Here is a 14,542-nt window from a genome sequence, read left to right on the forward strand (position 1 = left end):
ATGTGGTTGGGGTAAACGAATGTAGACAACACCGCTACAGCTTCAGTAGAAAGGGTATTGTCACATGACTGGTCGAGGATTATTTCATCTTTAGTCTTTTAATGGTTTGGGTAACTGTTTGATTAAGCCATAAGGCAAACCAGTAAATACATCGGGGTGTTGACTTGCCAGCGGGGCTGGGTTTACCGAACGCCAATCAAGCAGCATAATCGCCAATACATTACGGTGTTCACCAAGGGATAAATCGAAATCACCTGAGGTGGAAGGGATCATTCCTCGCTCTTTATCTACGGCTGATTGAATAAATTGGCGAGTTTTGAGCACCACAGGATCATCTTCTAGCCCAGCAAGTAGGAAAGAAATGCCCACTTCGGCCACAATATCCGGTTTGGCGCGCAGCAAGATAGTCTCTATGTTGGCGCGGAAATAGTCGTAGATCCATTGATGTTGCTGCTGACTCACCGAATGTTGGTAGTACTCTGAGTCCGCAAAGATAATGTGCGTCATACCATACAGTTTATTGCCGTACTGTTGGTCATTCAGTTCACTATCACGCTGATCCGGATAGGTATCGCGAAAGGCTTGAATAAAAGGCTCAACCACGTCTTGTTCACCGAGTTGGCGTAACCAATACACCTGATTAGCTAGTTGTGCCGCCCAAGCTTCAATCATCGCTCTCTCTGTAGCATAGGGGGTGAAATCATACCGACGTATAACTTGGCGCAGTTTAGCGTCTTCCTTATGTTGAAGCCCATATTCGTTGGCGCGAGCCATTGAACCGAGCAAATCGATCCCGAGATAGAGGTACTCCGGTATTGTTTGAGTTGCTGCGAAGCGGCGTTGGGTGCGCTCATCATCACTCTGTTGATAGTTTTTTAGACGTTTCTGAGCGTAGCGTTGAATTTGCTCTGGTGTGTTCACTTCAGCGGAAAAATAGTTTAAACGGCTGGCCACTCGCGATAAATCACTACCAATCGCCGCAGCGTATTTGCTGTCTAACGTTTGGCGATACATACGCAGTGCATAATGACCTTCTTTAAAACTGGGTAGTGTAAACAGTTGACTTTCATAAGTTTGCTTTATGAGGTTAGCTGTCGCCTTAAACGGAATTTGCGCCGCTATGCTGAATGATGGCTCTGTATGGTGGCTTAAGTTTTCGAGAGAACTTTGCGCGCTATTTTCGGCTTCAGGTGGTGTGGCTACAGCATGAGTTTGTGCGTAACTCGTAAAAGTGGTGAGAAGCAGTGCCGCGATAAGGCTAGACACAACCGCTATTTGAGTTTTGTTCATCATTACAGTACCTGATCAATTTTGCGCATTTTTAGACCAAAAAACTCTAGCGCAGTGGAACTGGGTCGATGTGAGGCTCTGGTTAGTGGTATGTCAATAATCCGAGTTTGTGTCAGCACTTCTCATTTATTATCAGCAACACAAGCGACAAGGTATGAACACTTTGAATTAATATCCCCTTTCTACTTGAAGCTGCAGCGGTGTTGGCTACGTTCGTTCACCCCAATCACCTGTTTACCTATGCTCATGAGGATAAACTCAGCCTACCTGCAACGCCAAGTAGTTTGGGTATTAAAGAATATTACGGAAAGTAAGATTAATCCGTGTTTGCTTGGTTTGACGAGTTTTAGGGATGGCGTGTTGCCAGAAGTGCTGAGTATTCCCTGCCATAATCAGCAAATCCCCATGATTCAATTCGCATTCGACTTGCAACGCATGATCCTTGTGATGGCGCAACAGAAATCGGCGACTCTCTCCTAAAGAGAGGGAGGCGATCACCGGATTAGGGCCTAATTCAGGCTCATTGTCTTGATGCCAGCCCATCGAGTCTTGTCCATCGCGATAAAGGTTCGCGAGCACAGAATTAAAGGGGGCTTGTGCGGCCTGTTCGCACTGCGTCTTTAAAGTAAGCAACGGTGGCGGGAAGGGTTGAGCAGATAAAGAGAGACCCGAATAACGGTAGCCTTTTTCTCCATACCAAGCGATAAGTCGAGGTTGAAGCACGCTTTTACCAAACAGGTGAATACTCTTCTGCTGCCAATCCAAGTGCGCGAGCATTTGCTGAAAAGCTTGGTCGGCTTGAACGGCGGTGAGGAATTGTGGAAACCAGTAGAGCAAACCATCCGTTAAAGTTATCTCACCAGAAGCGGAATGAGTGTTCAAAAGCAGTTTTTTTATCATGGGTTATATTTACAAATTTATAATCAGTTAGTTTCTTTATTGTACATTTACGTTAATCTATTAAATATACCCAAACTCCTTGGAGTTGCAGGTAGAAGGTAAGTTGTAGTGCGTTTGCGAATGGATCTGTGTGGTTCACTCAGTAATCAATAAACAATAATAAAACTGAGGGTTGGGGGATGGGGTTAACCTCGCACAAATATAAGTATGTCTCAATTTATTTTCTGGCTTTACTCTTTTTAGGCATAGCGGTGATTGAGTCCCTTCACCTCAATTACAAACGTACTCTGCAAGATGATTTACGTAAGCATGCTAAAGAAGAGCTCTCCATTGTACGTTTTCAATTGGAAGCAGAGATTTTGGGCGATATCTATGCCGTAAAAGGTTTAACAACATTGTTAACCTTAGATCCTGAGCTCAATATCTACCAATGGGAACCGCTTTCGGCTGCTGTGATCAGGAATAGCGATCACTTAAGCTCATTGGGCATCGCACCCAATGATGTGATCGCTTTCAGCCATCCGCTTCCTCAAACTAATGCGCTGCTCGGTTTGGATTACCGCACCGTGCCTCAGCAGTGGCAGTCAATAAAAAAAGCACGCGAAATCAAACAAACTTTTGTCTCTGGCCCCGTCGATCTTGTTCAAGGAGGTCGTGCGCTAGTAATTCGAGAGCCGATATTTTACGACCCACCCAATAATTCTCATTATTGGGGAGTGCTAAGTGTCGTGATGGATTGGGATTCTTTGCTTTCAGCCACCAGCATTTACAGCTTTGGCGAACATTTTCAGATTGCGATTCGTGGACTAGACAGCCGTGGCAGCGAAGGAGAGGTGTTTTTTGGAGAGCCTCGGGTATTTGAGCACGCTTTCGCGCAAGAGAATGTCTACTTCCCTTACGGGAGTTGGCGAATTGCTCTGGCTGAGAAGCAAGATTTACTGCAACAGTTACCTTGGTATACCCGAAATTTAGTGCGCTTGCAGGGTTACTCGGTGCTATTGATGTTGATGGCAGGATTTGGCGTAATCATGCGTCTTTATCAAGTAGCTGAAGAGCGCGCATTACATGACCCTTTAACTCAACTGCCAAATCGGCGTTATTTTATCTATACCATTGAGCGTTACTTTGAAAACGCTAAGCGTTCGCATAGTGAAGGTAATTTTGCTTTGTTGAATATTGATATTGATCGTTTTAAATCGATCAACGATTCCCATGGTCATAGCGCTGGCGATAAAGTGTTGATTGCTTGTGCGGAGCGGATTAAATCTGGCTTGCGGGTTTCCGATCTGGTGGCGCGGATAGGGGGAGATGAGTTCTTAGTGTTGATCCCACGTATTCATCGTGATCAAGATGTGCTCAAAGTCAGTGAAAACATTCTAAAAAGCATTTCTGAAACGCCCATCATTTATGAAGACAAGCTCATCCATGTTCGTGTGAGTATTGGATATGCCTTGTATGATCAGGCTTTTGCCACATCTGATGAAATGTTCAAACTGGCCGATGAACGTATGTATACCGCTAAGCGTAGGCAAAACCCACTCTATCGCTTTTGAGCTTTACCAAGCTCACTTTTGCATTTTGCTAATTTATATTTTGCAATTTGCAAGTAAAATCGCATTTCGTCATTCATTTATGAGTGTGGTTGTAATGAAACTGTTCGTTTTTTGCCCGATTTTCATGTAAAAGTCGCTAATGAAAAGTTGGCACGCAATCTGCATTTATTAGATTGACCCTTCTAAGCCGAGGGTCACCTAGCCAACTGACGTTGTTAGTGAACACCATTGTTCACACTTATAGACGGCCAATCACACTTCTTGTGGTTGGCCTTTTTTTTATTCACCACATTCGCCATAGCATCTTGGCTTTCGTGGACAAACCGCGCCGCGTGAACAAATTAATCTCGCTTCATTCTCGATACCTCGTTCAACCCAGTTGATGTTGAGAATTTTGGCGATAGTGCGCAAATCACGTTTAATCGGCGCTGGAATCGCGGTGGTTCCTCCTTTCTGCACACAACTCATTTTGAGCTCTTGAGCAATAGCGAGAGCGTCACCACCTTGCGCATTAATCGCAGGATTCAGGTCGATGCCCGCACACAATACACGGTTGTTGCCGGCAGGATCGACAACGTTGAGTGATTCACAGCAATAAATCCGTGGCTCATCACCCACAGTTAAAATCGAAATTTGGGCTGAACTGCCTTGCTGTGGCTGTGAAAGACGACGAAAAACGGCCCAATGCTGACAAGGGTCATTCACTTTACGCATATTTCCCCAAGGAAGTGGGATACCATTTCCACGGTATACGGCCTTGAGTTTCCCTTCACCATAGGCATCAAAATAGTGCCAGTGAGGGTAGGGAGAAACGACGGTCATCCGCCGCATGGCGACAGAAGGTGAGACTCCCGCTTTCTGATGAACGCTGATTTCATATCCGTTACGATCGAGCAGTTGTCGAAAGGGCACCTTAGGGCACAGTAGTGCCCCAGCAAAAAAGCTGGATTCAAAATCTCGCCAAGCTTGCAAGATATCTTGTGAGTTCAGCTCTGAAGAGGGGGAGGTTTCCACCATCTCATCCCACCCTTGAGTGTGACCGACGGAGAGGACGCTTTTTAGGCCATCTTTGTTGTGCAGCACATTATGTCCGATATAAACCGCAAGGTCATATTTCAATCGCGTTGGGTATTCACGCAGGATCTCATTCAGGTAAATGCGCCCAGGCGGCTCAAAAAAAGAGGTAACGAGCTGTTTGGCACTCACCCCAAGTTCGTCTGTTACATCATGCGGCGTACGCTTTACCCAACGCACGTCCAATCCAAGCCCTTTGGCAATGTCCAGCAAATCGGTGACAGATAAATTAAGGCGTTTTAGCCCCACCTCTTCTGCAGCGCGTTCAAGATCCGGGAAATGATTTTGCAGACTTTCTTGATGGGCTCGAATTAAGAGATGAGCAAATTGGCGGCCAGTAATCCCAGTTTGCGAGAGCATCTCGGGAATAGCAATTTGTAAAATATCATTGGAAAACAAAAAACTGGGCTCAAGAGCCATTCCACTAATGCCACCTCGATTGCCTTTTTCGGGAGTGATATCAATGTGCTCTGGCTCATCATCTAAAAACCAGATGGGATCTTTTTGAAACACTTCCGCGATCACTTCCAGCATCTCAACGCTCGGTACTCGTTTTCCGCGCTCAATCATAGAGAGATAAGAAACTGATGGTGCGTATTCAGGACTAACACGAATGCAGCGCGCAGAAAGATCCTCCATAGTTAAGTGGTTCCTTTTCCGAAGGTTTCTGACTTTAGTGCCCAGAAAATGGGACTGTCGAACAAGACTTTTAGACACACTCATTTTGTAAAATTCACATTGTAAAATTTTTGTTGTGAAATTGTAGTCAAAAATCCGCTAGTCTTCCAAGTAAGCGAAGTCACAAATCCGGCGAAAATATCGCCAGTGTCTTTGCAGCAAAATGACATTGAATCTGGACGAGGGAACGACGATGAACATGCTGACGTTTGATAAAACAGAAATCCAACACCAAAACAAACCCTTTATCGCTGAAGCTGTGTTCGCCGTAGAAACGGTCGCCGCCAATCAACAGCGTGAAAAACAAACCAAAGCCAAACAGTTATTGGATCGCCTGTTTCCGCTTGAAAATGGTACTCACCAAGATGTGACCGCATACGTGATTGATTACAATCACCTGCTCGCTTACTTTCAAGATGGCCGTCATAGTGGCTTGAAATACCCAAAACAGTTTGTGGCGTTTAATGGCAGTAAAGAAAATCCAAGCCATCTTCTGTTTCGTGATGGGCAAGGTAGTCACGTCGAAATGACATTAGGTTGCCAGCGCGGCACGGGTTGCATTGAGTTACGAGAAATCGCAGATATTCAATTAGAAACGTGCACGGTACTCAATCATTCCAATGATCACGCACAACCAAGCACCACTATTCGCCACTGGGTAAGTTTGATCAAAGGCGATGAACAAGGTCGCCCACAGGCTCGTATCGAAGAGAAAGAGTATACGGCTCGAAATGGTGACGAATATTTCCTCGGAGACTGTTTTTCACATTAATCCGCTATCGTATGAAAAAGCCAAGAGTCAGAGATTCTTGGCTTTTTTGTGGCAATTTGGAGCGGTGTAACTTTTCCTGTGCCGTCTATTTACAACGTGTGGGTAGGTATCGCAGAGTTTAGAGCGGCATGACTCGATTGCGGCCCAGATTTTTCGCTTCATACAGCAATCCATCCGCTCGACCGATGAGAGACTCCAAAGAGTCACCTTCAATCTTTTCTACTACACCAAACGAAGCGGTAATGCTACCGACCGATTGACCGCTACGCCGATCTTTTACGGTGAGCTTTTCTATTGAACGTCGCACCGATTCAGCAAACTGTCGTGCAATACGTAGCGATTTGTGCGGAGTAATCAGTGCGAATTCTTCACCGCCATAACGATAAGCGGTCACACCATCACGACACAGGCTTTGAAGACGTTTGGCAATCGCTCGGATAATTTGGTCACCAAACAGGTGGCCATAGTTGTCATTAAGGGCTTTAAAGTGGTCGATGTCGAGCATGATCAGGCTGACTTGCTGACCAGCATGGATCAGCGTGAACATATCGCCATCAAAAGCTCGGCGGTTATAGAGTCCGGATAAACTGTCAAACAGAGCATCTTTCTGAACTTTCGCCAGTTGCTCTTTAAGACGAGAGATTTCTAAAGTTGCTGCGTTCAGTTGATTGTTAAGGAAATTGGTCGAGTGTCGAATATCTTTAGAGTCACTCACCAAGCGGCGGATGACAGTCATCACTTCTTCAATCGAGAGATTGTCTTGCTCGACGCGTTCTAACTCCTTAAAGCTTTTATCAATCACATTCGCAAAGGAACTGGTGTCACTGAGCGTATCATTCATTGAGCTGCTAATTTCACTGAGCAGCACCTCAACATTTGCGCGTAACTGATTGATATTGGTTTCTGCTTTGGTTGCAATGTATTGTTGATAGAGATGCTCACCAGAAGCGGGTGGGCAAAGACCAAAGTTTTGCAATACAGAGTCCATTTCCGCATTCAGTTGCGGAATGGCTTGGTCGACATAGGTATACCATAAGGCATAGTTCACGGGGGTGGCCGCGACATGATGTTTCATCATTAAAGGTACGACTTTTTTTAAGTTAGCCGTGGATTTTTTGAAATCTTCAGTTGTCATCACTTGGTTAGGATACGCAAGACATTTTCATAACCTTAAGATTAGCGGATTTACTGTAGAAACGCTGCAAATTTGTTCTTGCTAGAGAGGCTGCTCAATGCGTGCCATTTTCCTCATCCTCTTTGAAGTGTTAACGTCAAGGAGTAATGGGATCAACACAGGATAAAACGAATGGATTCAGTGCAAAAATCCGTCATGGAATGGGCAAATGAGCTGCCTGAGTTGAATACTCTGCCCATGTCGGTACTTCATCGGTTACAACGGTTGGCGAGACGTATTGAGTTAAAAATGGAGACCTTCTATCAACAAGCGGGACTGACCGCTGGAGAGTTTGAAGTGTTAATGACCTTGCGTGGTGTCGGTCATCCTTATTGCCTAAACCCTTCGGACTTGCAAGTGCGGTTATTGCTCAGCTCAGGGGCTATGACTAACCGTTTAACGCGGCTTGAACGCAAAGGACTTGTAGAGAGAAACCTCAGTAAGTATGACAGGCGTAATGTTGAGGTGACACTGACAGAAGCAGGGCGACAACGCATCGAACTCTGGTTGCCAGAGTATTGTGATTTACAGTCGAGTTTGCTCACGAAGTTTTCCGAGGTGGAGCAAGAGACGTTATCGACACAATTACAAGAGTGGTTGAGTCATCATGAGCAACTATGGTGTATACCTGATTTGCTGAATTCAGATCGGCAGCGCTAGGGCTGCCGAGAATTCATTTTTATTTGTTACAGCAAATAGTCTTGCGATTGGCTTTGGGTTAAATACTTAACCGATCACGATTTTTGCAAACGCTGCGTCTCAAGCTTCTTGGATCCACGCAACATGGCTTCGACTAACTCGGTAGCGTTAAATTTCTCCAACGCTTCGTGAGCGCCAACTTGATGGGCACGATCGACACAGATCTCACTGGAGAGCGAAGTGTGCAAAATACAATAAGCATGGTTTAACTGCGGATCATTTTGCATTTCAAATGCCAGCTCATAACCATCTAATCCCGGCATTTCAATATCACTCACCAAAATGTCGATGGCGCGGTGGTCGCGTGCCATATCGCGCATCAAATCCAGCGCTTCACTGCCATTTTTACAGATATGATAAGGAATGTTGATGCTATCCAGCGCATCAGAGAGTTGTTTACGCGCAATAGAAGAATCATCGACCAACAAAATATTGAGGGGTTTTAATCGCTCTCGTTCGATATCTGTCAACATCGGAACCTTGGTCGATTCATACTGTGGGTAGATCTTCGAGAGTAGTAACTCCACATCCAGCAGTTGCACAATCTTGTTTTGGAATCGAGTGATCCCAGTGACGAAAACATCATGCCCTGCTGTTTCAGGGGACGATTCGATTTGTCGCCAATCACACTCGATTATCTTTTCTATCGTGCGAACCATGAAAGCTACAACCGTGCGTAAGCAGTCTGTGACAATCAAATAGCACTTCTGATACTCGCTCGGTTGGATTGGGCGGAAGCCAATCGCTGCGGCCATATCAATCACTGGCACTGTAAGGTTACGAATCGTGACCGTTCCTATCACATGATGGTGTGAATAGGGGATCTGAGTCATAGGTTGATAAGTGACAATTTCCCGGACTTTCAGTGTCCCGATAGCGAAAAGTTGCTGCTGGGCACTGAGCGTGAACATCAACATTCCTTGTGATTGGTTCGCTTTACTGACGACTTTAGCCATAATATTTTCTTTAACTGTTCGGACTCTTAGTAATACTAAACGAAATTACCGTATCGGCAACGGAATGGCTTGAATTTAGTCGATATTCGACCGATTTGTATTGATCTCAGCCATGCGTTTACATTTATTGTTGATCGAGTACACTACGCGGCTCGACAAAATAGGGGAAACATTATGGCTCGCACTGCGGCAGCTTTGCATATTTTGGTTAAACACAAAGAGCAAGCCGATGATATTTTGGCTCAATTAAAGAAAGGGGCGAAGTTCCACGTGTTGGCTAAGAAATATTCGATTTGCCCATCTGGAAAAAAAGGTGGTGACTTGGGTGAGTTTCGTCAAGGTCAAATGGTTCCTGCTTTCGACAAAGCCTGCTTTCAAGGTGAAGTGCTAACCCCACAATTGGTCAAAACCAAATTTGGTTGGCATGTGGTGAAGGTGTTGTATCGTACCTAGTGGTGTTCTTGTTCATTGAGCCACCTAACCTACTGCAAGCTGCAGTGGTTTTGGTTACGTTCGCTTGCCCCGGCTACATTGAACCTGTCTATGCTCATGGGGGATGAGCTCAAATGTTCCTACCTAAAATTCCAAGTAGTTTTAGAACACTTATTTTTCTCATCGAATATATTGAACATTAGAGAGATAAAATATGATTAATATCAATTTCTGTTATTAATGTATTGATTATTACTATGGATTTTTATTCTAATTTTGATATTCAACGAGTAGATTGGGTAGTAATCATACCAACTTATTTTTTATATCGAATGGAAAACACATAAGAGCCTTTTTGCGTATCTATGGTTTTTATTAAGCAACTTGACTTATATAAATGAAATAATGGTGTTTTCGCTATTGATATTCTTAATATTGAGAAGTTTTCTTAACCTCATGAATTATACAGATTAAATTTCAGATTCAATCTGCTTATGCGTTTGTCTTATTTTCTGAACATTGACTTCCCTTTTCTTAACGTTAGTTTTAACCATGTTAGCCTTGATGTGTTAGGAGGGGTGAAATGAAAGATGAAAACAAACTAAACGTTAGAATGCTTTCTGATGTTTGTATGCAATCCAGATTGTTGAAAGAGGCGTTAGAATCAAAACTTCCTTTAGCGCTGGAAATGACACCATTTTCTGAGCTCTGGCTCGAGGAGAGTAAACCAGAAAGCCGCAATATTCAGATGCTGGTGATTGATTATTCTAGAATTTCTGATGATGTATTGACCGATTATAGCTCGTTTAAGCACATCAGTTGTCCTGATGCTAAAGAAGTAATCATTAACTGCCCACAGGATATTGAGCATAAATTACTCTTTAAATGGAATAATTTGGCCGGAGTATTCTATATCGATGATGATATGGACACGCTGATCAAAGGCATGAGTAAAATTTTGCAGGGTGAAATGTGGCTAACTCGTAAGCTGGCTCAAGAATATATTCTTCACTATCGTGCTGGCAACTCAGTTGTTACCTCGCAAATGTACGCAAAATTAACCAAAAGAGAACAACAAATTATCAAGTTGCTTGGAAGTGGTGCTTCTAATATTGAAATTGCAGATAAACTCTTTGTGAGTGAAAATACAGTAAAAACACATCTGCATAATGTCTTTAAAAAAATTAATGCCAAAAATCGCTTGCAGGCACTGATTTGGGCGAAAAACAATATTGGAATCGAAGAAGTCAATTCTTAATTCGTGTTGTAATTCCTCTTCTATTTTCTTCATTCGATAGTCTAGGTTTCGCCAAAAATAAGGCAGCATAACGTTGCCTTATTTTAAGCCCTTCAAGCGTACCTACGCTCATCGAGATGTACTCACCAGCTCCCTACCTGAAAATCTCAGTCGTTTAGATACAGTTGTTGACTATTCGACGACAACTGCAGTGCCACTGATGGAAACCATCAGCATGCCATTGGCTTTACCAAAGGTTTCATAATCTAAATCGATGCCGACCACGGCATTTGCGCCCAGTGCTGCGGCGTGTTGCTGTAATTCTTCCAATGCAATTGCACGAGCTTTTTCGAGCTCTCGTTCATAAGTACCTGAGCGTCCACCTACAATATCGCGGAGCCCAGCAAACAGATCTTTAAAAATGTTGGCACCAAGAATGGCTTCGCCTGCAATCACTCCGCAGTAACGAACGATGCGTTTGCCTTCGATATTGGGTGTCGTTGTAACAATCATGGTGTTTCCTCAAGGGATGTTTTTGATGTTCAGATTGGATTACAAAATGGCAGTGAAGTTCCGCCATCGCCTCAATCTCTTTAAGTGACAGGCTTGAATCTTTTTTGCCACAATCCCTCCATCAGAATTATTGATCTTGGAGATTAATAACTCGAATTGCTGAGTGGAGGTAGGCCAGATATAACCGCGTTTCTTATTGTTCGTGTAGTGAGAATCATGGCGTTAGATGGATTGATGGATGCAATTGCAGACCGAGGTTGGTATGTGTGGGATGATTTTCTGAAGCCGCAAGAAGTGCAAGCTTTACGAGAGTGCATTCCTGAACGTTGGAAACGAGCAAAAATTGGCAGAAATGAAGAGACTCAGCGTGCGGCTGATATCCGGAGCGATAAAATCCAATGGCTTGATGTATCAATGGATCAACCTGTTCAAGACTATTTAGAGCGGATGGAACAGATCCGGCGTGAAGTGAATCGTCACTTTTTTCTTGGGCTGTTTGAATATGAAGCGCACTTTGCAAAATATGAGGCAGGTGATTTCTACCTTAAACATCTCGACTCGTTTCGCGGCAATGAAAATCGCAAATTGACCACAGTGTTTTACCTCAATGAAAATTGGACTCCCACCGATGGTGGTGAATTAAAAATCTACGATTTGCAGGATAACTGGATTGAAACGTTAGCGCCCGTTGCGGGACGTCTGGTGGTATTTCTTTCGGAACGATTCCCTCATGAAGTGCTCGAAGCGCATGCGGATCGCGTCAGTATTGCGGGCTGGTTTCGTACTAATGGAGTGAGCGGTAATAAGCTGGATATCGCGAATTAACGCATTCCATAACAGCTTTAAGCTGCGAGGTGAAAACACACAAGGCAGCTCGTTATAATCGCGCTACCTTGTGTCGTTCAACGTGGTTTATTTGAAATGAATAACAGAGAAATGGGGCTGTTCACTTAAGGCTTCCATCGAACTCAGTTGATCAGTTTCGAGGAGCCAAGTTTCTTCTTCACCTCTTAGCGCAATACACTCCTGCTTTTGACTATTACGTTGAGTGTCGGCGGCGACTCCGTAATACACCTCACCACTTTTCATTGTTAATTTGACTGGCAGATGAAACAAACAGGCCAGTTCAATGTAATCGTATTGACTGCAGCTAACCATGTCTTTACTCGCTTCTATTTAAGTACTTACTTTGCAGTATATACATCCTCTTAACATCTTGGTAACGGCCGTTGATGAAAAATTCCTCGACTAAGTGGCCTTCCTCTACAAATCCGCACTCTTCGTAGAGATGCACTGCTTTAGGGTTCTCGACGGCAACGTGTAAATAAATCTTATGCAGATTGAGAATAGTGAAGGAGTAATCTAACGCTCGGTTGATTAAGGTACGCGCAAAGCCTTTGCCTTGGTGCTCTGGAGCGATGATGATTTGAAATTCCGCGCTGCGATGGATGTAGTTAATCTCAATCAGCTCGACGAGGCCAATCAAGTTTTTTTGCGCATCTTCAACCACAAAACGTCGTTCAGCATTATCGTGAATGTGTTTGTTGTAGAGCTCTTCGAGTTCATCAAAGGATTCATAAGGCTCTTCAAACCAGTAGGACATGATGTTGCGGTTGTTATTGAGATTGTGAATAAAGCGTAAGTCGCCGCGTTCTAATGCTCTAAGCGTTAACTGACTGTTCATATTCTTACCTAAAGGATGCTGTGAGTCTCTCGACTCGGTTGGTCTTCTTAGACCATAGAGGAAGAGAGGGCTTATTCACAAGGGGTATAACATCAATTTATTGCAAAATGAGTGGGTTGAACGAACTTGGTCAATTTGAGGTTGGCAGAAAGAAAAGCCCTCTCAAGATGAAAGGGCTAAGCAAGCGAAGGATAAGTATTAAGCCGGAAGGTCAACACCTTTTTCTTGGTGCAGACGGCGACAGGCGCGACCGTCACTGTGAAATAGATGGCAGCGATGTGCTGGAATGCCAATCGTGAGTGTGTCGCCGATTTCGACATCGAGCGTATCGGGCTGGCGGTAGATTACGTCAGAATCTGAGCCTTTTAGGTTCATATACACCTGAGTTTCGTTACCCAACTTCTCAACAATCATCACTTTGCCTTCGATTTTGGCATCACTATGCTCGGCTTCAACCAGATGCTCAGGGCGAATGCCGAGCGACATACGCTCTCCACGAGTGACGGTGGTGCCATCGACAGGGATCCAGAAGGTCGTACCGTTAGAAAGCTGGACCTGTACCCGATCTTTTTCTACTCCTTCAATGAAGACGCTCATGAAGTTCATTTTCGGCGAGCCAATAAACCCGGCCACAAAGCGGTTTTGTGGATAATGATACAGTTCGAGTGGTTTGCCGACTTGAGACACGAATCCTGCATCCAACACCACAATTTTGTCCGCCATAGTCATGGCTTCCACTTGATCATGGGTAACGTAAATCATGGTGCAGCCTAGCTTACGTTGCAGTTTAGTGATTTCAGAGCGCATCTGTACGCGCAAAGCTGCATCTAGGTTCGATAAGGGTTCGTCCAGCAAAAACACATTCGGCTGCGAAACCAGAGTACGACCGATGGCGACACGTTGCCGTTGACCACCAGAGAGCGCCTTGGGTTGGCGATCCAGAAGATGGCTGAGTTGTAGAATTTCTGCCGCATGATCAACGCGCTTTTTGATCTCGCTCTTGTTGGCTTTCGATAGTTTTAAACCAAATGACATGTTGTCATACAGATTGAGGTGCGGATACAGTGCGTAGGATTGGAAAACCATGCCTACACCGCGTTTGGAAGGTTCGACATCATTCATGCGCTGTTCGCCGATATACAAGTCGCCAGACGTAATGTCTTCCAAACCCGCAATACAGCGTAGCAGTGTGGATTTACCGCAACCTGAAGGACCGACGAACACCACAAATTCGCCTTCTTGAATCTCTAAGTCGACATTCTTTGAAATCAGCACATCGCCGTACGCTTTACATACATTTTTTAACGTGACACTCGCCATCTAGCTCGTCCTCGATCAAGATTTTTAATCGTTATCGCGGCTCATTATATGAATTATTGTGCACGCAATAACAGTAGGAATTGGATAAGGTGAACCACATCAAGTGGTTTCGTTGGCAGCGCCGCCTTATTGGGTAAGAAAAGAAAGGGTGAACGCTCCGGCTATGAAGCCGTTCACCCGACTGCCGCGAAAAGTAGGTTGTTTCCCCCTACACAAAGCCATGTCTCTCCCGTAACGCTTTCACCACAAACATGACTTTA

15 protein-coding genes are annotated in these 14,542 nt (G+C 44.4%); 6 read left to right on the top strand and 9 right to left on the bottom strand.

Going from position 1 to position 14,542, the window contains the following annotated elements; all coding sequences use genetic code 11:
* Positions 1-90: 90 nt before the first annotated feature.
* Together CEQ48_RS03410 and CEQ48_RS03415 are read right to left on the bottom strand one after the other, a co-directional pair.
* Positions 91-1,293 (bottom strand): DUF3541 domain-containing protein, encoded by a 1,203-nt coding sequence (locus tag CEQ48_RS03410; protein ID WP_089070237.1) that lies wholly within the window; start codon positions 1,291-1,293, stop codon positions 91-93.
* A 288-nt stretch (positions 1,294-1,581) separates the two neighbouring features.
* Entirely contained in the window at positions 1,582-2,190 is a 609-nt protein-coding gene (locus CEQ48_RS03415) for an alpha-ketoglutarate-dependent dioxygenase AlkB family protein (RefSeq protein ID WP_089070238.1), read from the bottom strand.
* 179 nt (positions 2,191-2,369) lie between these two features.
* Here CEQ48_RS03415 and CEQ48_RS03420 point away from each other — a divergent pair, with 179 nt between their 5' ends.
* Positions 2,370-3,743 carry a diguanylate cyclase gene (locus CEQ48_RS03420; RefSeq protein ID WP_089070239.1) on the top strand — a complete coding sequence of 458 codons (1,374 nt, stop codon included), beginning with the start codon at positions 2,370-2,372 and terminating at the stop codon, positions 3,741-3,743.
* Between the two features lie 279 nt (positions 3,744-4,022).
* Here CEQ48_RS03420 and CEQ48_RS03430 read toward each other — a convergent pair whose 3' ends face one another.
* Entirely contained in the window at positions 4,023-5,456 is a 1,434-nt protein-coding gene (locus tag CEQ48_RS03430; protein WP_198301075.1) for a DUF3612 domain-containing protein, read from the bottom strand.
* Positions 5,457-5,688: 232 nt separating this feature from the next.
* Between CEQ48_RS03430 and CEQ48_RS03435 the strand changes: the two genes are divergently transcribed.
* On the top strand, positions 5,689-6,267 hold the full coding sequence (locus tag CEQ48_RS03435; protein ID WP_001056770.1) for an aldolase/citrate lyase/malate synthase family protein: 579 nt from the start codon (positions 5,689-5,691) through the stop codon (positions 6,265-6,267).
* Positions 6,268-6,385: 118 nt separating this feature from the next.
* Here CEQ48_RS03435 and vdcA read toward each other — a convergent pair whose 3' ends face one another.
* The gene (gene vdcA, locus CEQ48_RS03440) at positions 6,386-7,402 is read right to left on the bottom strand and encodes a diguanylate cyclase VdcA (RefSeq protein WP_181710676.1); all 1,017 of its coding nucleotides are present in this window, start codon (positions 7,400-7,402) and stop codon (positions 6,386-6,388) included.
* 171 nt (positions 7,403-7,573) lie between these two features.
* Here vdcA and CEQ48_RS03445 point away from each other — a divergent pair, with 171 nt between their 5' ends.
* Entirely contained in the window at positions 7,574-8,101 is a 528-nt protein-coding gene (locus tag CEQ48_RS03445) for a MarR family winged helix-turn-helix transcriptional regulator (RefSeq protein ID WP_089070242.1), read from the top strand.
* Between the two features lie 74 nt (positions 8,102-8,175).
* On the opposite strand, the gene CEQ48_RS03450 is transcribed toward CEQ48_RS03445, so the two are convergent.
* Positions 8,176-9,096 carry a chemotaxis protein gene (locus tag CEQ48_RS03450; protein ID WP_089070243.1) on the bottom strand — a complete coding sequence of 307 codons (921 nt, stop codon included), beginning with the start codon at positions 9,094-9,096 and terminating at the stop codon, positions 8,176-8,178.
* 174 nt (positions 9,097-9,270) lie between these two features.
* Between CEQ48_RS03450 and ppiC the strand changes: the two genes are divergently transcribed.
* Positions 9,271-9,549 carry a peptidylprolyl isomerase PpiC gene (ppiC, locus tag CEQ48_RS03455; protein ID WP_089070244.1) on the top strand — a complete coding sequence of 93 codons (279 nt, stop codon included), beginning with the start codon at positions 9,271-9,273 and terminating at the stop codon, positions 9,547-9,549.
* A gap of 562 nt (positions 9,550-10,111) precedes the next feature.
* Positions 10,112-10,786, top strand: coding sequence for a LuxR family transcriptional regulator VpsT (vpsT, locus tag CEQ48_RS03460; protein WP_089070245.1), 675 nt, complete (start codon positions 10,112-10,114; stop codon positions 10,784-10,786).
* A gap of 171 nt (positions 10,787-10,957) precedes the next feature.
* Here the strand turns inward: vpsT and CEQ48_RS03465 are convergent, their stop codons facing one another.
* Complete coding sequence (locus CEQ48_RS03465) at positions 10,958-11,278, bottom strand: heavy metal-binding domain-containing protein (protein ID WP_089070246.1); 321 nt, start codon at positions 11,276-11,278, stop codon at positions 10,958-10,960.
* A gap of 216 nt (positions 11,279-11,494) precedes the next feature.
* On the opposite strand from CEQ48_RS03465, the gene CEQ48_RS03470 reads away from it, so the two are divergent.
* On the top strand, positions 11,495-12,103 hold the full coding sequence (locus CEQ48_RS03470) for a 2OG-Fe(II) oxygenase (RefSeq protein WP_181710675.1): 609 nt from the start codon (positions 11,495-11,497) through the stop codon (positions 12,101-12,103).
* 87 nt (positions 12,104-12,190) lie between these two features.
* Here CEQ48_RS03470 and CEQ48_RS03475 read toward each other — a convergent pair whose 3' ends face one another.
* The 3 genes from CEQ48_RS03475 to malK all read right to left on the bottom strand — a co-directional run bounded on the left by CEQ48_RS03475 (position 12,191) and on the right by malK (position 14,282).
* Positions 12,191-12,436 (bottom strand): Rho-binding antiterminator, encoded by a 246-nt coding sequence (locus CEQ48_RS03475; RefSeq protein WP_000253074.1) that lies wholly within the window; start codon positions 12,434-12,436, stop codon positions 12,191-12,193.
* Positions 12,437-12,440: 4 nt separating this feature from the next.
* Positions 12,441-12,962: a spermidine N1-acetyltransferase gene (speG, locus tag CEQ48_RS03480; protein WP_001088091.1), complete on the bottom strand. Its 522-nt coding sequence runs from the start codon at positions 12,960-12,962 to the stop codon at positions 12,441-12,443.
* A 198-nt stretch (positions 12,963-13,160) separates the two neighbouring features.
* A complete protein-coding gene (gene malK, locus CEQ48_RS03485) occupies positions 13,161-14,282 on the bottom strand; it encodes a maltose/maltodextrin ABC transporter ATP-binding protein MalK (RefSeq protein WP_069503848.1) in 1,122 nt (373 codons plus the stop codon).
* Positions 14,283-14,542: the final 260 nt, after the last annotated feature.

Source organism: Vibrio tarriae (assembly GCF_002216685.1).
GTDB lineage: Bacteria > Pseudomonadota > Gammaproteobacteria > Enterobacterales > Vibrionaceae > Vibrio > Vibrio tarriae.